This window comes from Streptomyces sp. CNH287 (assembly GCF_000424825.1).
Genome location: NZ_AUKQ01000005.1, coordinates 167,644 through 185,116 on the forward strand (window position 1 = coordinate 167,644; position 17,473 = coordinate 185,116).

Here is a 17,473-nt window from a genome sequence, read left to right on the forward strand (position 1 = left end):
CCCCCTCGGGCCGGTCCGTATCCCCCCCACGGACCGGCCCGCTTTTGCCTGAGCGCCCCCTTGCGCGCCCACCTGTGCCGGGCACGCCCCTCCGGGGGCACCCCCCGGACCGGCCTAGCTGGTGCTGCTGCGGGACCAGATGTTCACGCCCGGCTCCGACGTCGCGTACGCGTCGATCTCGGCCAGCTCCGCCGCCGTCAGCTCCGGCCCGCCCAGTGCGGCGACGTTCGCCTCCAGCTGGGCCACGCTGCTCGCGCCGATCAGGGCCGAGGTCATCCGGCTGTCCCGCAGCACCCAGCACAGTGCCAGCTGCGCCAGGGACTGGCCGCGCCGCTCCGCCAGGTCGTTCAGGCCGCGCAGCCGCCGCCGTACCTCGTCGTTCAGCCACTCCGGGTTGAGCGACTTGCCCTGCGAGGCCCGCGAGCCCTCCGGGATGCCGTTCAGGTACTTGTCGGTGAGCATGCCCTGCTGGAGCGGTGCGAAGGAGATGCAGCCCATGCCCTCCTCCTCCAGCGAGTCCAGCAGGCCGTCCTCCTCCGTCCAGCGGTTGATCATGGAGTAGGACGGCTGGTGGATCAGCGGGCGCACGCCCATCGAGCGCAGCAGCCGGACGGCCTCGCGGGTGCGCTCCGAGTTGTACGAGGACAGCCCCACGTACAGCGCCTTCCCCTGCTGGACGGCGGAGGCCAGCGCGCCCATCGTCTCCTCCAGCGGGGTGTCCGGGTCGAAGCGGTGCGAGTAGAAGATGTCGACGTACTCCAGGCCCGTCCGCCGCAGCGAGGCGTCCAGCGAGGAGAGCAGGTACTTCCGCGAGCCCCATTCGCCGTACGGGCCCGGGTGCATCAGGTAGCCCGCCTTCGTCGAGATGACGAGCTCGTCCCGGTAGGCGCGGAAGTCCTCGGCGAAGATCCGGCCGAAATTGATCTCTGCCGAACCGGCGGGCGGGCCGTAGTTGTTGGCCAGGTCGAAGTGCGTGACGCCCAGGTCGAAGGCGCGGCGCAGGATCGCGCGCTGGGAGCCGATCGACCGGTCGTCGCCGAAGTTGTGCCACAGGCCCAGGGAGATGGCGGGCAGCAGCAGGCCGCTGCGGCCGGTGCGGCGGTACTCCATCGAGTCGTAGCGGGAGCCCGCGGCACGGAAGGGAGAGGAGTCGTCAGTCATGAGACTTTCCTATCAAGAGAACTCCCGCGCGTAGCGACCGCGGCTGGTTCCCCTCACCCCGCCCACGCGGCCCGCCACCGCCGCCCGTGTCCGTTTTGCGTCTCGACTTCGCCCGGTCGGGCGAGCGGGCGTAAGGTTCTGGCGTTCCCGGATTCGGTATGGAGGGACTGGGCATTCCCATGAAGCTTCGTGACCTGGTGTACAGGCTCTACGCGCGCCGTGTGGAGGACCGTCTCGATCACGACCGGGTGCCCAAGCACATCGGTGTGATCCTGGACGGCAACCGCCGCTGGGCGCGGGCCTCCGGCGGCACCACGGAGCAGGGACACCAGGCCGGTGCCGAGAAGATCCAGGAGCTGCTCGGCTGGTGCGCCGAGACGGACGTGGAGGTCGTCACGCTGTGGATGCTCTCCACGGACAACCTCAACCGCCCCGAGGAGCAGCTTCGCCCCCTGCTGGGCATCATCGAGGGCACCGTGCGCGACCTGGCGGCGGACGGCCGCTGGCGGGTGCACCACGTGGGGCAGCTCGACATGCTGCCGGGCAACACCCAGAAGGTGCTCAAGGAGGCGGAGCAGCGGGCCGGTGACAACAAGGGGATACTCGTGAACGTCGCCGTCGGCTACGGCGGACGGCAGGAGATCACCGACGCCGTACGCTCCCTGCTGGCCGACCGGGCGACGCGCGGCGCGAGCCTGGAGGACCTGGCCGACACGCTGACCGTCGAGGACATCTCCGAGCACCTCTACACCCGCGGCCAGCCCGACCCGGACCTCGTCATCCGCACCAGCGGCGAGCAGCGCCTCTCGGGCTTCATGCTCTGGCAGAGCGCCCATTCGGAGTACTACTTCTGCGAGGTCTTCTGGCCGGCCTTCCGCAAGGTCGACTTCCTCCGCGCCCTGCGTGACTACTCCGCCCGAGGCCGCCGCTACGGCACCTGAGGGGCCGCTTCTCCCCGGCACGGACACGCGGCGCGAGCCCGCCCGCTGACCCTTTCGCGGACGGGTGGACCGGCGGGTTCACCGGACCGGCGTCATATGCCATGGCATGGCCGGGCCCGATCGCGGGAATATCCCACTTGGCCGTGCCCTTCCCAGGGCTCCGGCCCCGGGAGGCCCGTTGCACACCACGGACGGCCGCGGCATCGTCGCGGCGGACCATGCGGAGGGCCGGAGTCCGGCCCGTGCTGCACGGACCGGGCCCGGTCACTTCCCCCGCGACGCCGTCGCACCCCAACCTCATCCGAGGGGGTACGTCCACCCGTGGTGAACAGCAAGAAGCGCAACGCTCCCGGCCGGCGCACATACGTCATCGACACCAGTGTGCTGCTCGCCGACCCGTCGGCCATGTCCCGTTTCGAGGAGCACGAAGTGGTGCTCCCCGTGGTGGTCGTCACCGAACTGGAGGCCAAACGCCAGCATCCGGAACTGGGCTACTTCGCCCGTCAGGCACTCCGCCGGCTGGACGGGTACCGCGTCCAGTACGGCAGACTCGACGCGCCCATCCCGATCGGCGACCTGGGCGGCTCCCTCCGGGTGGAGCTGAACCACACCGACCCGATGGTGCTGCCCGCGGGCTTCCGGCTGGACGACAACGACACACGCATCCTGGCGGTGGCCCGGAACCTCCAGGCCGAGGGGTACGACGTCACGGTCGTCTCCAAGGACCTGCCGCTGCGCATCAAGGCGTCGTCCGTCGGCCTGCTCGCCGAGGAGTACCGCGCGGAGCTGGCGATCACGGACTCCGGCTGGACGGGCATGGCCGAGCTGACCCTCCCCGGCGACGACATCGACGAACTCTTCGCCGCCGAGAGCGTCTTCGTGCCCGAGGCGGCGGAGATGCCGGTGCACACCGGACTCGTCCTCCAGTCGGAGAAGGGCAAGGCCCTGGGCCGGGTGACCCCCGAGGGGCGGGTCCGGCTGGTGCGCGGGGACCGCGAGGCGTTCGGCATCAAGGGGCGCAGCGCGGAGCAGCGCATCGCGCTGGACCTCCTGCTGGACCCGGAGATCGGCATCATCTCGATGGGCGGCCGGGCGGGTACGGGCAAGAGCGCGCTGGCGCTGTGCGCCGGGCTGGAGGCCGTCCTGGAGCGGCGCCAGCACCGCAAGGTGATGGTCTTCCGGCCGCTGTACGCGGTGGGCGGCCAGGATCTGGGCTATCTGCCCGGCACGCACGACGAGAAGATGAACCCGTGGGCGCAGGCGGTCTTCGACACGCTCTCGGCCGTGGCGGGCCGCGAGGTGCTGGAGGAGGTGGTCAGCCGGGGCATGCTGGAGGTGCTGCCGCTGACCCACATCCGGGGCCGCTCGCTGCACGACGCGTTCGTCATCGTCGACGAGGCCCAGTCGCTGGAGCGGAACGTCCTGCTGACGGTCCTCTCCCGGATCGGGCAGGACTCGCGTGTCGTTCTCACCCATGACGTGGCGCAGCGGGACAATCTGCGGGTGGGCCGGTACGACGGAGTGGTCGCCGTCGTGGAGAAGCTGAAGGGCCACCCGCTCTTCTCGCACGTCACCCTGACCCGGTCCGAGCGGTCGCCGATCGCGGCGCTGGTGACCGAAATGCTCGAGGAAGGCAGGATCTAGGAGTACTCCCGAGATCCTGACCGGCTGCCGACGGCCGGGACCGGTGCGGGTGGGCGCAGCACCCTACTCGCGGCGGTCCCGGCCGCGCCCGTATTTCCGAAAATCATCGGGGCCAAACGCCGTGTGAGCTTTCCCACTCAGCATGGAATTGCCTCAACCCGCCGCCGTCCGGCAGGGTGTGGTTTCTGTCAGGCCCCGCATACGGCACACCCGCACCTCCGAAGGTGCAGCACCCCACAAGTCAACAGCAGTTCGCCGTATGCCGCCCGAATTACCACGCGGGCTACCTCTCCGAGGGAGCCAGCCGGGCCCGTACCTCCCGTGGCCATGCACGAGGGAGGTCAGTGCCAGGGGCACGATTGCGCCCGCGAGGTCACCCCAGCGGGCGGTCCTGGAAGGAAACCGTGTGAGTCGGATCTCGGTTCGGGGATTCGCCGTGGCGTCAGCCACCGCGGTCACCACCGTCGGCGCTGTCGTCGGAGTGGCCTCGGGCAGCGAGCAGGAGAACTCGACGAGCGACGTCGAGGCGACTGCCGCTGACACGACGCTTCTCGCAGACATTCCCGCGGGTGACAACACCCAGGTCCAGACCGCATCCGTGACGCAGCAGGCGGACGTGCAGTCCGCGGCGGCGGAGTCGGCGGCGAAGCAGTCCGCGCAGGAGCAGGCGCGCAAGCAGGCGGCCAAGGACGCCTCCGCCAAGAAGGAGGCCGCCGACAAGGCGGCAGCCGAGAAGAAGGCGGCTGCGGAGCGGGCCAAGCTGAAGAAGGAGGCCGCCAGCCGTTCGGCCGAGCGCACGGAGACGCCCGAGGCGTCCGAGACACCGGACTTCTCGCAGCAGAGCTCGTACACGGTCGCCGAGGTCAAGGCGATGGCCCGGCAGATCGTCGGCTCCGGGCAGTTCCAGTGCTTCTCGAACATCGTCGACCACGAGTCGACGTGGAACTACCAGGCCGAGAACCCCTCCTCGGGGGCGTACGGACTGGTGCAGGCGCTGCCCGGCTCCAAGATGGCCTCCGCGGGAGCCGACTGGCGGACCAACCCGGCCACCCAGATCAAGTGGGGCCTCAACTACATGAACGAGCGCTACGACAGCCCCTGCGGCGCGTGGGAGTTCTGGCAGGCCAACCGCTGGTACTGAGCACCACCGCGGTTCACCGCCACACGGAAGACTCTCAGCTGCCCCTGGCCCGGACAGGACCAGGGGCAGCTGTGTGCTCCTTGGACGCGTGTCGGCCATCTCACCGTCGCGTGTACGAGAACCAAAGCAACCACGCGCGCCGGTAACGTCGTCCCCCACACGGCAGCGCAGAGTGGTTGAGCGGCCAGGGGGCGGAGGAAGCGGATGGCGGGCAGGGTGGAGAAGTTCCTGTACAAAGTGGAGCGCTGGGCGGGCCGGTTGGCCGAGCGCCGGGCACGTTCCGGTGCGGCCGACGGTTCCACGAGCCACCGGGACGCGGTGGAGGACGCGGACGGCGGCAGTGGCGACACGGAGCCGGAGCGGCCCGGGCGCCTGGCGCGGGCCGGGCGTACGGCACGCGCGGCGCGGGACACCGGGCTGGTGCCGGGCGCCGGAACGGAGGCGGAGCCGGGTGCCGAGCCGGAGCCCGCGTCGCGGGTGCCCGCGCCGCCCGACTACGCCCCCGCGATAACGAAGCAGCCGGAGCCCGCGGCGGTCGTCCCCTGGGGCATCCGCGTCGCGGCCGAGGCCGGCTGGCGCCTGCTGGTCCTGGCCGGGGTCATCTACGTGCTGATGCGGGCGGTCAGCTCCATCGGCCTGCTCATCATGGCCTTCTCCGCCGGCCTGCTGATCACTGCGCTGATGCAGCCGACCGTCACCCGGCTTCGACGCCTGGGACTCGGCCGCGGGCTGGCGACGGCCGTCACCTTCATCGGCGGCTTCGTCATCATGGGGCTGGTCGGCTGGTTCGTGGTCTGGCAGGTCATGGAGAACCTGCCCACCCTCACCTCCCGCGTCCAGGACGGCATCAAGGAGTTGCAGGACTGGGCCGTCGACGGCCCGTTCCACGTCTCCGAGGACCAGATCAACGACATCGCCAACAACCTGACCGTCTGGCTCAACGACAACAGCGAGGAGGTCACCTCCGCCGGGCTCGAAGGCGTGACGGTGATCTTCGAGTTCCTGACCGGTGCGCTGCTGGCGATGTTCGTGACGCTCTTCCTGCTCTATGACGGGCCGCGGATCTGGCAGTGGACGCTGAAGTTCGTCCCCGCCTCCGCCCGTGAGGGTGTGGCGGGGGCCGGGCCGCGCGCCTGGGTCACGCTCACCGGCTATGTGCGCGGCACGGTCATAGTCGCGTTCATCGACGCGTTCTTCATCGGCATCGGCATCTACTTCCTGGATGTCCCGATGGCGGTGCCGCTGGCCGTCTTCATCTTCCTGTTCGCCTTCATCCCGATTGTCGGCGCGGTGATGTCGGGCGCGCTGGCGGTGGTGGTCGCGCTGGTCACCAACGGGGTGTTCACCTCGCTGATGGTGCTGGTGGTGGTGCTGGCGGTGCAGCAGCTGGAGAGCCACGTGCTCCAGCCGTTCATCCTCGGCCGGCTCGTGCGGGTGCACCCGCTGGGCGTGGTGCTGGCCGTCACCGGCGGCAGCCTGATCGCGGGCATCCCCGGTGCGGTCGTCTCCGTACCGCTGGTGGCGGTGACCAACACGGTGGTCTGCTACCTGCGGGCTTACGCACACGAACAGACGATGCGCCAGTTGCCCGGACCGCACGGGGCCACGGTCGCCTCGCTCGCGCCCACGTCGGTGCCGGTGGCTGCGGGCGGCGCCACCGGGCCGCCCGATGCGGGAGGCAGCGCGGCACCGCCCGCCGACGACCCGGCACCGGCCGACGCGCCCGCGCCGTCCGGCTCCGACCCGGGCCGCTCGGACCCGGACTGACGCACGGGGCTGCCCGGGCGCGTACGGCGGCCCCGGGCCGCGTACCGCCGTCCTTCGTGGCCGGAGCCGAGCGAGGTGAGGCGCGGCTGCGGTTCAGTCCTGCGGTGCACCGGTGCCGGGCGGCGTGCCGGTCCCGGTGTCGGGGCCGCGTGGCGGGCGCCCGCGGCGCGGGTGCGGGCGCGCCTCCCCGGGCAGTCTGTCCGCGTCGGCGAGGGCTCTGCGCAGCAGGAAGTCGATCTGCGCGTTGGTCGAGCGCAGTTCGGCGGCGGCCCACCGGGCGAGTGCGTCGTGCACTGCGGGGTCCAGACGCAGCAGCACCTGCTTGCGCGCCGCCGCCCGCCGGGGCGGCGCGGCTCGGCCTCCGCCCGTGGTGCCGTCGGCGCCATCCGCCTCGTCCGCGCCGTCCGTGCCGGGGGCAGGCCGCTCGGTCACTGGTAGAGCGTCCCGGTGTTCAGCACGGGCTGCGGCGAGCGGTCACCGCACAGCACGACCAGCAGGTTGCTCACCATGGCCGCCTTGCGCTCCTCGTCCAGCTGTACGAAGTCCTGCGCGGTGATACGGGCCACGGCGTCCTCCACCATGCCGCAGGCGCCGTCGACGATCGTCTTGCGGGCGGCCACCACGGCGCCCGCCTGCTGCCGCTGGAGCATCGCGGCGGCGATCTCCGGCGCGTACGCGAGGTGGGTGAAGCGGGACTCGACGATGGTCACGCCGGCCGCCTGCACCCGGGCGGTCAGCTCGGTGGCGAGCTTTTCGGTGATCTCCTCGGCGTTGCCGCGCAGCGACAGCCCGGCCTCCTCGTGCGCGTCGTACGGGTACTCGATGGCGATGTGCCGGACGGCCGCCTCGGTCTGGGTGGAGACGAACTCGAGGTAGTCGTCGACCTCGAAGGTGGCCTGTGCGGTGTCCGAGACCTGCCAGACGACGACGGCCGCCAGTTCGATCGGGTTGCCGTAGGCGTCGTTGACCTTCAGGACGGCCGTCTCGTGGTTGCGGACTCTGGTGGATATCCGGGACCGGGTGGTGAGCGGGTTGACCCAGCGGAGCCCGTCGGTGCGGATGGTGCCCGTGTAGCGGCCGAAGAGCTGGACCACGCGCGCCTCGCCGGGGGCGACCATGTTGAGGCCGGCCATGCTGAAGCCCGAGGCCGTGAGCGTGAGGATGCCCAGTACGACCAGTACCGCGCCGATCGGGCCGTCGTCGCTCAGGATGCCGCCCAGGGCGGTGACTACGCCTCCGAGGAGGATGCCGACCAGTCCCAGCAGCAGGGCGAGTCCGCCGGGGATGCTGCGGGCGGGGGTCTCGCGCACCTGGGGTGCGGGCATCTCCGGCACCTCGGCGGTGGCCGTCGGCGAGGTCGGGCGGTGGTCCTGCGAGTCAGCGGTCATGCGGCGGGCCCCGTTCTGCTGGTTCTCTCGGATTCTCTGCGTTCCTCCGGTTCGCCGTGAGTCTATCAAAGTGATATCAGATTATGAGCGGGCGGGCAGTACGGGTGGCCGCCGCGCCCGGGTTGCCTCCCCGCACTGCTCGTCCGCGCCGCTCACTCCGTACGCAGCCCGTCCGGCCGCATGAGGCGCCACAGCACGGGCATGCTGGCCAGGGCCACGAGCACGACCAGAGCGCCGCCCAACCCGGTGAGCCCCGCCAGGTTCCACCAGTCCACGACCAGCGGCAGCTCGCTCATCCGCAGCAGCAGCGCACCCAGGCCCACTCCCACGGCAGCCGCCAGCGCCAGGCCGACCGCCACCGGCAGCGCGGTCTGCCAGAGCACGGACCAGGCGAGTGTGGACCGCCGGGTGCCGAAGGCGACCAGTACCGACAACAGCCGCTTGCGCTCCCGCAGCTGTTCCAGCGTGGCGACCACCATGCTGGCTCCTATGAGCAGCAGGATGCAGATCGCCCCGGCGTACAGGCCGCGCTCGATCGAGGCGAAGTCCTGCGTGGTGCGGGTGGCCTCGAGCGGCATGGTTGATGCCTGCGGCCCGTGGGCCGCGGCGGCGTTGCGTACGTGCTCGACGGCGTCCGGCGTGCCGTCGTCCGTCCGCACGTAGATGTGGGCAATGGCGCCGGGCAGGTGGGGCACATCGAGCGCCCCGGGTGTGGCCAGGATGCCGTCGGTCGCCACTCCCAGCGGGTTCTCGCGGCCCTGCACCGTACGCGCGTCCTTGGGCACCGTCCACAGCACGGGCTCGCGATGCTGCCTCCCCTCCGGCTTGCCGTAGTCCGGGACGGCGAAGTTGAACCGGACGCCCGCAGCGCTGCCGGAGCGCCGCTCGTCCTCCGCCAGGCCGAGGGGCGGGATCACGAACACGTCGCCGTTCGTGCAGGAGCCCAGCCGGGCCACCTCGCGCAGTGCGGCGCAGTCCGCCACGGTCACGGATTCGAAGCCGGCGTCGGCCGGATTCTGGCCGGCCCGGAACGCGTCGGTCGTGGTGAGTCCGAACGCCTCCTGCACGCCCTGGGTCGCGGACAGTTCCGCGGTGGCCCTCGGCGCCAGCGACCCGTCCGTGACGGGCACGCTCACCATCAGATCCGCGCGCTCCGGGGACTGCCCGGTGGCCATGGTCTGGTTGTCCGCGACGGCAGTGAAGAGCATGTGGAGCGCGATCGCCCCGGCGACCGCCACCGTGATGCCGCCCACCGCCCGCGCGGCCATGCCGCTGTCCAGCTGGAGCCGCCGCACCGCGAGCTGGAAGGGCAGCCTGCCACCCCGCAGCCGCCGCGCCCCTCTCTCGACGAGCCAGGGGAGCAGTGCGTTGACGCCGGCGAGGATCAGCACCAGGCCGGCCGTGATCCGGTAGCTGTCCACCGTGCTGTGCGCGTCCTCCAGGCGGTCGGCCAGCGGGCCGAGCAGCACGCCCCCGGCCGCCAGGGGCAGCAGCCGCCACCACAGCCTGCGCCGCCGCGCCTCAGCGCGGCGGACGACCCCCAGCGGTTCGATCGTCACCCCGCGCAATGCCAGTAGCGACACCAGGACGGCGCTCACGGGCACCGCGCACGCGATGGCCACGACCAGCCCGGTGCTCGGGCGTATGTCGGCGGCGAAGACGCCGGTGTCCCACAACTCCACGCGGCCCACCAGCTGCCGCAGCGGCAGGAAGACCAGCCCGCTGACGAGCAGGCCGAGCAGCGCGCCGGTCGCCGCCTCGCCGGCGGCGATGCGTTTGGTCATCCGGGCGTCGGCGCCGACCAGCCGCAGTGCCGCCAGCCGCCGGTCGCGGCGCTCGCCGCCGAAGCGCACGGCGGCGCCCACGAAGGCGGCCACCGGCACCAGCAGCACCACGCAGATGACGATGATGAGCAGCAGCAGCACCGCATCCATCGGTTCGGGCTCGGGGACCTTGGCGAACGCGTCGATCCGGTACACCGTTTCGCCCTCGGTGAGGGTGTCGCTGCCCGCGTAGTAGGCCAGCTCGAAGGGGTCGAGCAGGCCCTCGTCGGTGATCGTGCCGGTGATCGCGCCGGGCAGCCGCTCCCGCAGCAGCTCGCCGTCCGGTGACTCCAGCAGCTCCCGCAGCGCCGGCGAGACGGCCATCTCGCCGGGGCCGGGCAACTCCGCCAGCCCGGGTGGCACGGGCGGGTGCGCGCCCTCCGGCTGGAGCAGTCGGCCGCGCACCTCCTCGCCCCGGTACTCGGTGTCGCTGTGCAGGTAGAGGGCGGAGCGGTCGGACTTGGCGGGCTGCTTCACCAGTGCGGCGCTCTCCCGGGCCTCGCCGCGCGCCTCGCGGGCGTCGAGCAGGTGCGGGACCGAGGTGGCCAGCAGCAGTACCGCGACCCCGAGCCCGACGCCGACGGACGTGAGCGCCGTGCGCGTCCAGCCCTCCCGGCCGCCGCCCAGCGCGAAGCGGGCACCCATGGCCAGATCGGCGAACCAGCGGCGCGGAATCACCACCTGGCACCGGCCATGTCCCGGGCTTTGCCGTCCCGTACGACGACCTCGCGGTCGGAGTAGGCAGCGACCCGCGACTCGTGCGTCACCAGCACGACGGCCGCGCGCGACTCGCGGGCGGCGTCGGTCAGCAGCTCCATGACCCGCTCGCCGTTGAGCGAGTCGAGCGCGCCCGTCGGCTCGTCGGCGAAGATCACGCTCGGGGTGCCCACCAGCGCGCGGGCGATGGCCACCCGCTGGCCCTGGCCGCCGGACACCTGGCCGGGGCGGTGGTGCCGGACGTCGGCCACCTCGAGCCGCTCCAGCCACCGGGTGGCACGGGCGTCGGCCTCCTTGCGGCCCATGCCGACCAGGCGCAGCGGCAGTGCGACGTTCTCCGTGCAGGTCAGCTCGGGCACCAGCTGGCCGAACTGGAAGACGAAGCCGAAGTCCGCCCGGCGCAGCGCGCTGCGGCGGGCGTCCGACAGGGCGGACAGCTCCCGGCCCCGGTAGTGCACCGAGCCCGAGTCGGGCGGCACGATGCCCGCCAGGCAGTGCAGCAGCGTGGACTTCCCGGACCCGGAGGGGCCCATCACGGCCACCACCTCGCCGGGGTGGATGGTGAAGTCGGCGCCCGCCAGTGCGGGCGTGCTGCCGTACGTCTTGTGCAGTCCGTGGGCGGAGAGCAGGGCGCCGGAGCCCGCGGCAGTGCTGTCGGTGTCGGTGCTCGCCCCGGGCGCGCCGGAGGTGGCGCGGAGTGCGGGGGCCGTCACGGGCGCACCACGCTGGCGAGCCGGTCGAGACGGGCGGCGGCCGTCTCCAGCCAGCGCAGATCCGCCTCGAGGTGGAAGAGCGCGTGATCGCAGATCAGTTGGTCCGCGAAGTCGCCGTCCTTCTTGCGGCGCGTCAGCTCGCGCATCAGCCGCAGGTGCTCGGAGCGCTGGACGTCCAGCAGTTCGGCGGCGTCCCGCTCGGTCAGCAGCGCGAGGACGACCTTGGTGTAGAGGGTGCTCTGGAGATAGGGCTCGGGCTTCTCGGGGCGCGCGAGCCACGCCGCCACATCGGTGACACCTGCGTCGGTGATCGCGTACCGCTTGCGCTCCGGGCCGCCGCCAGCCTCTATGCCGTCCACCTCGACGAGGCCGTGCTTGAGCAGCCGGGACATCGTCGAGTAGACCTGGCCGTAGTGCAGCTGGCGGTCATGACCGAAGCGCTCGTCGAAGGCGCGCTTGAGGTCGTACCCGTGGCGGGGGCCGGCTTCGAGCAGACCGAGAAGGGTGTGGCTGATGGACATACGGCAGACTGTACACCATGCGTATACACCTTGTGTATACGCATGGTGTACCCGCGCCTGCCAGCGGCGCTGCCGTCCCAGCCAGGCGCCGCGGCCTCAGCGCGGCGGCACCGCCTCGCTCTCCACCTTCTTGACGATCCGGTCGCCCAACGCCTTGTCGATGTGCCGCCAGTACTGGAACGCGCGCTCCAGCACCGGCCTGCTCACGCCGTTCAGCAGGTGCCCCGCGACGTTCCCGGCCAGCCGCTCGCGCTCCGCGTCGTCCAGCACCTTGCGGACCATGGTGCCCGGCTGCCCCCAGTCGTCGTCCTCGCGCCGCGGCCGGTACGCCTCGCGCACCATTTCACCCTCGGTGGCCCAGCCCGCTGGTTCACCGAAACGAGTGGTGTCGGCGGCCGGCCCGCCGTACGAGTTGGGCGCGTACGGCCGCGCGGTGTGCGCGGGCTCGTACCGCATCGCGCCGTCCTTGGCGTACGAACGCACCTCCACGTGCGGCCGGTTCGGCGGCAGCTGCGCGTAGTTGGCGCCGATCCGGTACCGGTGGGTGTCCGGGTAGGAGTGGAGGCGGCCGAGCAGCATCTTGTCCGGGGACGGCCCGATGCCCGGCACCAGGTTCGAGGGCTCGAAGGCGGCCTGCTCGATGTGGACGAAGTAGTCCTCCGGATTCCGGTTCAGCGTCATCCGGCCGACCTCGATCAGCGGGTAGTCGCCGTGCGGCCACACCTTCGTGAGGTCGAACGGGTTGAAGCGGTAGTCGGGGGCGTCCGCGAAGGGCATGACCTGCACATACGCCGTCCAGGTGGGCGCGTCGCCGCGCTCGATCGACTCGAACAGGTCCCGGCGGTGGTAGTCGCCGTCCGAACCGGCCAGCTCGTCGGCGTCGGCCTGCGGCAGGAAGTCGATGCCCTGGTCCGTCTTGAAGTGGTACTTCACCCAGAACTTCTCGCCGCCGCCGTTCACCCACATGTAGGTGTGCGAGCTGTAGCCGTTCATGTGCCGCCAGGACTTCGGGATGCCGCGGTCGCCCATCAGCCAGGTGACCATGTGCGCGGACTCCGGCGAGAGCGTCCAGAAGTCCCACTGCATGTCGTTGTCGCGCAGCCCGCTGTCCGGGCGCCGCTTCTGGCTGCGGATGAAGTCCTGGAACTTCTGCGGGTCCCGTACGAAGAAGACCGGCGTGTTGTTGCCGACCATGTCGTAGTTGCCCTGCTCCGTGTAGAACTTCAGCGCGAAACCGCGCGGGTCCCGCCAGGTGTCCGGGCTGCCCTGCTCGCCCGCGACGGTCGAGAAGCGGGCCAGCATCTGAGTCCGCCTGCCCGGCTGGAGGAAGTCGGCCCGGGTGAACTGGCTGACGTCGTTGGTCACCTCGAAGGTGCCGTACGCGCCGGCGCCCTTGGCGTGGACCACCCGCTCGGGGACCCGCTCGCGGTTGAACTGGGCCATCTTCTCGATCAGATAGTGGTCCTGGAGAAGAATCGGACCGTCGGAGCCGACGGTGAGCGAGTGCTCGTCGCTCTCCACCGGGATTCCGACGTTGTTGGTCGTGTGGTCGGTCATCTGGAGCGGCCTCCCGCTGCGTGGGTGCGGTACGGAATCCGGGATATCGCTCTTCCCAGGAGAACGCTCCGACGACACATCGGCAACCGGGTGCATCCGCGAACGCGGGCGGACCCTCAGCAGGCGGGCTGTGAGCAGCCCGGCGTCACTTCCCCCGGTGCCCGGCCGCGAGCACCTCGTCGACGGAGAGGGTGATCTCCGCACCGATCGAGGAGGGCAGCGTGACCGTCTCACCGGGCGCGTGCACGCGATGGCTGCGGTACTCGCTGATCACCGGCTCGCTCAGCACGTGCAGGCGCTGGTGCTTCCGGTCGACGATCACGTAGACCGGGATCTGGGCCGTCGCGTACACGACCACCTTGGCCCGCAGATCGTTCGCGAAGTTCGACGAGGTGACCTCCAGCACCAGGCGGAAGGCGGCCGGGTCGTAACAGTTGTTCTCCAGCTGATGGCTCCGGTAGTCGGCGTCGACCACCGCGAGGTCGGGGACGGCGAAGTCGTACGGCCCGGAGGGCAGCCATACCCCCATTCCCTGGATCACTCGGCTCTGCCCGCCGTGCAGAGCGCTGAAGCCGAGCAGGAGATCGGTGAGGACCTCACCATGAGGGCCGTCCGGCGGTGGTGTCACGGTGATCTGTCCCTCGATGACCTCGACGCGATAGCCCTCGGGCAGCTCCTGCCACAGACGCTGGGCCTGCTCCAGCAAAGACCGCTCCGCGGAGCAGGGACGCTCGACTGCTGCTGCGGACATGTCGTGCCTCCTGGCGATGGTGTCGAGAGCATCATCGTAGGCCGGAGCGTGCGGAGGCGTCTTCGGCGCCGTTGATTCCTTCATATGAGCGACCTGCGGGACGCCGAGCTGACGTGCGGGGGCGTTGTGGCACCGTGGTGGGTGTCCGAAGCGGTACGAGGAGGACCCCGCATGGCACTCGCCGACCTGACGGCCGCGCTCCCCGCGTACGCGAACGACCTCAGACGCAACCTCGGTGCGGTGATCGGCGACTCCCCGCTGCCCCGGCAGCGCCTGTGGGGCGCGGTGCTCGGCTGCGCGATCGCCCTCCGCTCACCCGTCCTGCTGCGCGCGGTGGGCCCGGACGCGCGGGGGCACCTCTCCGCCGAGGCGTACACGGCGGCCAAGGCCGCGGCGGCGGCCATGACGATGAGCAACGTCTTCCACCGCACCCGCCACCTGCTCTCCGACCCCGGATACGACGGGTTGCGCGCCGGGCTGCGGATGAACGTCATGGGCGACCCGGGCGTGCCGAGGGCCGACCACGAGCTGTGGGCGCTGGCCGTCTCGGCGGTCAACGCCTGCGGCCGGTGCCTGGACGCGCACGAGCGGGCGCTGCGCGCGGCGGGGACGGACCGGGAGGCGGTGCAGGAGGCGTTCAAGATCGCGGCGGTGCTCCAGGCGGTGGCGGCGACGCTGGAGGCGGAGGCGGTGCTGGAGGCGGCCGTGCCGGAGGCGGTGCCGGGGGAGCGGCCGGTGCCGGGCGGGGACTGACGGCCCGCTCGGCCAGGCCAGGCCCGGCGTCCCCGGCTCGACCGTCGAGCCGGGGCGCCGTCGCCGCTACATCATCGGGCCGGCGCTCCCAGGCCCGGACCCGGACGCGGAGCCGGACGGCAGGGCCAGCTCGAACCACACGACCTTGCCTGTCGAGAGCCGCGTCGCACCCCAGCGGCTGGCGATGCGGTTGACCAGGTACAGCCCGCGCCCGCCCTCGTCCGTCGCGCGGGCCTGGCGCAGCCTCGGCAGCTGAGGTACGTCGTCGCCGACCTCGCACCGCAGCATGTCCGTACGCAGCAGCCGCAGCGTGATCGGCCGCTCCGCGTACCGGACCGCGTTGGTCACCACCTCGCTGACCAGCAGCTCGGCCGCGTCCGTCAGCTCCTCCAGACCCCAGCGGGCCAGCGCGCGCCGGGCGAGGCGCCGCGCCTGGCCGGCCGTCTGGGCACGCGGGTCCAGATACCAGTACGCGACGTCGCTGGGCGTTATCCCGTCGAAGCGGGCGGCGAGCAGCGCGATGTCGTCGTCCCGGTCGCCGGGGCCGAGGATGTCCAGCACCTCGTCGCACAGCGGCTCCAGCGGCGGCGCGGTGCCCGGCCGGGTCAGCCGGGCGGTCTCGGCCAGCTTCTGGCGCAGGAAATCGATACCAGTCCACACGTCACGCGTCCGCGACTCGACGAGCCCGTCGGTGTAGAGGATCAGCGTGGCGCCCTCCGGCGCGTCCAGCTCCACCGCCTCGAAGTCGACCCCGCCGACGCCGATCGGCGCTCCTGCCGGTATCCGCAGCACCTCCGCACGGCCGTCCCGGTGCAGCAGGACGGGCGGCGGGTGCCCCGCGTTCGCGATCAGGATGCGGTGCGCGACGGGATCGTAGACCGCGTAGAGGCAGGTGGCCATGCGGTCGCTGCCGAGCCGCTGGGCCTGCTCGTCGAGGTGGTGCAGCACCTCCTGCGGCGGCAGGTCGAGACCGGCCAGGGTCTGCGCCGTCGTCCGCAGCTGGCCCATGATGGCGGCCGAGGTCATCGAGTGGCCCATCACGTCGCCGACGACCAGGGCGACCCGGCTGCCGGGCAGCGGGATCGCGTCGTACCAGTCGCCGCCGACCCGGGCGGTCTCGGCCGCAGGCAGATAGCGGCTGGCCAGCGTGCAGCCGGTGGGCTGCGGCAGGGCGTCGGGCAGCATCGTGCGCTGGAGCTCGTCGGCGATGTACGCCTCCCGCCCGTACAGCACGGCCTTGTCCACGCCGAGCGCGGTGTGGGTGGCCAGCTGCGCCGCGACGAGCAGGTCCTCCGCGTCGAACGGTGAGCGCTCGGGGCGGCGCAGGAAGACCGCCGCTCCGATGACGCGCCGCCGGCCGCGCAGCGGGGCGAGGATGGCGCGGTAGCCGTCCGGGAGCGTGCAGTCGGGGCCCAGCAGCTCGGGCAGGGCGGCGTTCACGGCGTCGGACGCCGCGAAGACCGGCCGGACGCCGCGCAGCACCTCGGACAGCGGGCCGCCCGGCCGCACCTCCGTGTGCTCCGCGGCGCTCTCCGCCGTCATGCCCGGCTGTCTGGAAGCCGCCAGCCCCAGCCCGCCGTCCCGGCGCTCCTCCGGGATGCGGTCGCTGCGCCGCAGCCGCAGCACGACGGGGCTCGCCGGCCGCTCGTCGCCGACGGGCAGCGGGTCGCGCAGATAGACGAGGATCGCGTCGGAGTACGCGGGCACGCTGGCCCGGCACAGCCCGAGCACGGTCTCGTCCAGGTCGACGCCGCGTGCGATGCGCCGGGTGGCGGCGCCGACGAAGCGCAGCCGGTCACCGCCGCGCCGCTCCCGCTCGGCGATCTCCCCCTCGGCGTCCGAGGGCGGACCGGAGGTGGTGGCGGGCGGGGGCGTGCCGGGCACGGCCGAGGGCGGCACGGCGCCGTCCGGGGAGCCGGAGGGGCCGGCCGGGGTGCGCGTGTCCGGCGGCGGTGCCGCCGGGTCGACCGGCGGGTTCGGGCCGGGCTTGCGGCGGCGGGAAGCGGCGCGGGCGGCGCCGCCGCCGTGGTCCGGGTCCACCGGGTCGTCGGGGCGGCGGCGGCCGGTCGCCGCCGCCGGGGAACCGGAGCCGGTCCCGGTCCCTGTCCCGGCGGTGCCCGGGGCGCCGGCGTCCTTGGCGGTGCTCTTCACGGGCCCCTTCCGCTTCACGTTCCCCTTCGCCGCACCTTTCGCGTTCTTCTCGCCGCCCTTCTCGCCGCCCTTCGCGGTGCCCTGTGCGGCGCCGCTCCTACGGCTGCCCGCCGCGCCACCGGTGCCGCCCGCGCCGGAGTGCGCGGCGGCGGCGGTGGTGCCCGTGGGCTCGGCCGCGCGCCGCCGCCCGTTGCCCCGGGCAGGCGCGGTCTTCTGCTCGCGCGGGTCCGGGACGGCCGCGTGCGCTGCCGCCTCCTCCGCGCGCGGCGGCGACCGGTCCGGCGCACCACTCGGTGCCGCCCCACTGCCGGACCGGCCGGCCGCAGGGGAGGCGGCGGGCGGACCGCTGGGCGGTTCCGTCGAGGCGTTCGGCGGCTGGGCTCTGCTCGCCGCTGGCGATTCGTGCTCCGTCACGCGTTGGGTTTCCGTCCGTCCGGGGCTGCGC

The 17,473-nt window shown here is 72.3% G+C and carries 14 protein-coding genes; 5 read left to right on the forward strand and 9 right to left on the reverse strand.

The window, feature by feature from the left end; all coding sequences use genetic code 11:
• Positions 1–114: 114 nt before the first annotated feature.
• Positions 115–1,161, reverse strand: coding sequence for an L-glyceraldehyde 3-phosphate reductase (gene mgrA, locus H299_RS0107120; protein ID WP_027747855.1), 1,047 nt, complete (start codon positions 1,159–1,161; stop codon positions 115–117).
• Positions 1,162–1,340: 179 nt separating this feature from the next.
• Here mgrA and H299_RS0107125 point away from each other — a divergent pair, with 179 nt between their 5' ends.
• From H299_RS0107125 to H299_RS32635, 4 genes are all read left to right on the forward strand, one after another.
• The gene (locus tag H299_RS0107125; RefSeq protein WP_027747856.1) at positions 1,341–2,102 is read left to right on the forward strand and encodes an isoprenyl transferase; all 762 of its coding nucleotides are present in this window, start codon (positions 1,341–1,343) and stop codon (positions 2,100–2,102) included.
• 321 nt (positions 2,103–2,423) lie between these two features.
• On the forward strand, positions 2,424–3,746 hold the full coding sequence (phoH2, locus tag H299_RS0107130; RefSeq protein ID WP_027747857.1) for an RNA 5'-3' helicase PhoH2: 1,323 nt from the start codon (positions 2,424–2,426) through the stop codon (positions 3,744–3,746).
• 406 nt (positions 3,747–4,152) lie between these two features.
• Positions 4,153–4,887, forward strand: a complete 735-nt coding sequence (locus tag H299_RS0107135) for a lytic transglycosylase domain-containing protein (RefSeq protein ID WP_027747858.1) — start codon at positions 4,153–4,155, stop codon at positions 4,885–4,887.
• Positions 4,888–5,091: 204 nt separating this feature from the next.
• On the forward strand, positions 5,092–6,654 hold the full coding sequence (locus H299_RS32635; protein WP_051262201.1) for an AI-2E family transporter: 1,563 nt from the start codon (positions 5,092–5,094) through the stop codon (positions 6,652–6,654).
• Positions 6,655–6,747: 93 nt separating this feature from the next.
• Here H299_RS32635 and H299_RS32640 read toward each other — a convergent pair whose 3' ends face one another.
• The 7 genes from H299_RS32640 to H299_RS0107175 form a co-directional block, all read right to left on the reverse strand.
• Positions 6,748–7,086: a hypothetical protein gene (locus H299_RS32640; RefSeq protein ID WP_051262202.1), complete on the reverse strand. Its 339-nt coding sequence runs from the start codon at positions 7,084–7,086 to the stop codon at positions 6,748–6,750.
• Positions 7,083–8,042, reverse strand: coding sequence for an SPFH domain-containing protein (locus H299_RS0107150; RefSeq protein ID WP_027747859.1), 960 nt, complete (start codon positions 8,040–8,042; stop codon positions 7,083–7,085). The genes H299_RS32640 and H299_RS0107150 overlap by 4 nt, the downstream gene beginning before the upstream one ends.
• A 152-nt stretch (positions 8,043–8,194) precedes the next feature.
• Positions 8,195–10,510, reverse strand: a complete 2,316-nt coding sequence (locus tag H299_RS0107155; RefSeq protein WP_037758244.1) for an FtsX-like permease family protein — start codon at positions 10,508–10,510, stop codon at positions 8,195–8,197.
• A 29-nt stretch (positions 10,511–10,539) separates the two neighbouring features.
• Entirely contained in the window at positions 10,540–11,211 is a 672-nt protein-coding gene (locus tag H299_RS0107160; protein ID WP_027747861.1) for an ABC transporter ATP-binding protein, read from the reverse strand.
• A gap of 80 nt (positions 11,212–11,291) precedes the next feature.
• Complete coding sequence (locus H299_RS0107165; RefSeq protein WP_027747862.1) at positions 11,292–11,816, reverse strand: PadR family transcriptional regulator; 525 nt, start codon at positions 11,814–11,816, stop codon at positions 11,292–11,294.
• 96 nt (positions 11,817–11,912) lie between these two features.
• Positions 11,913–13,373, reverse strand: a complete 1,461-nt coding sequence (locus H299_RS0107170) for a catalase (protein ID WP_027747863.1) — start codon at positions 13,371–13,373, stop codon at positions 11,913–11,915.
• Positions 13,374–13,518: 145 nt separating this feature from the next.
• On the reverse strand, positions 13,519–14,124 hold the full coding sequence (locus H299_RS0107175; RefSeq protein ID WP_027747864.1) for a Uma2 family endonuclease: 606 nt from the start codon (positions 14,122–14,124) through the stop codon (positions 13,519–13,521).
• A 171-nt stretch (positions 14,125–14,295) separates the two neighbouring features.
• On the opposite strand from H299_RS0107175, the gene ahpD reads away from it, so the two are divergent.
• Positions 14,296–14,877: an alkylhydroperoxidase, AhpD family gene (gene ahpD, locus H299_RS32645; protein ID WP_051262203.1), complete on the forward strand. Its 582-nt coding sequence runs from the start codon at positions 14,296–14,298 to the stop codon at positions 14,875–14,877.
• Positions 14,878–14,943: 66 nt separating this feature from the next.
• Here the strand turns inward: ahpD and H299_RS32650 are convergent, their stop codons facing one another.
• Positions 14,944–17,442, reverse strand: a complete 2,499-nt coding sequence (locus H299_RS32650; RefSeq protein ID WP_106965740.1) for a SpoIIE family protein phosphatase — start codon at positions 17,440–17,442, stop codon at positions 14,944–14,946.
• Positions 17,443–17,473 lie beyond the last annotated feature (31 nt).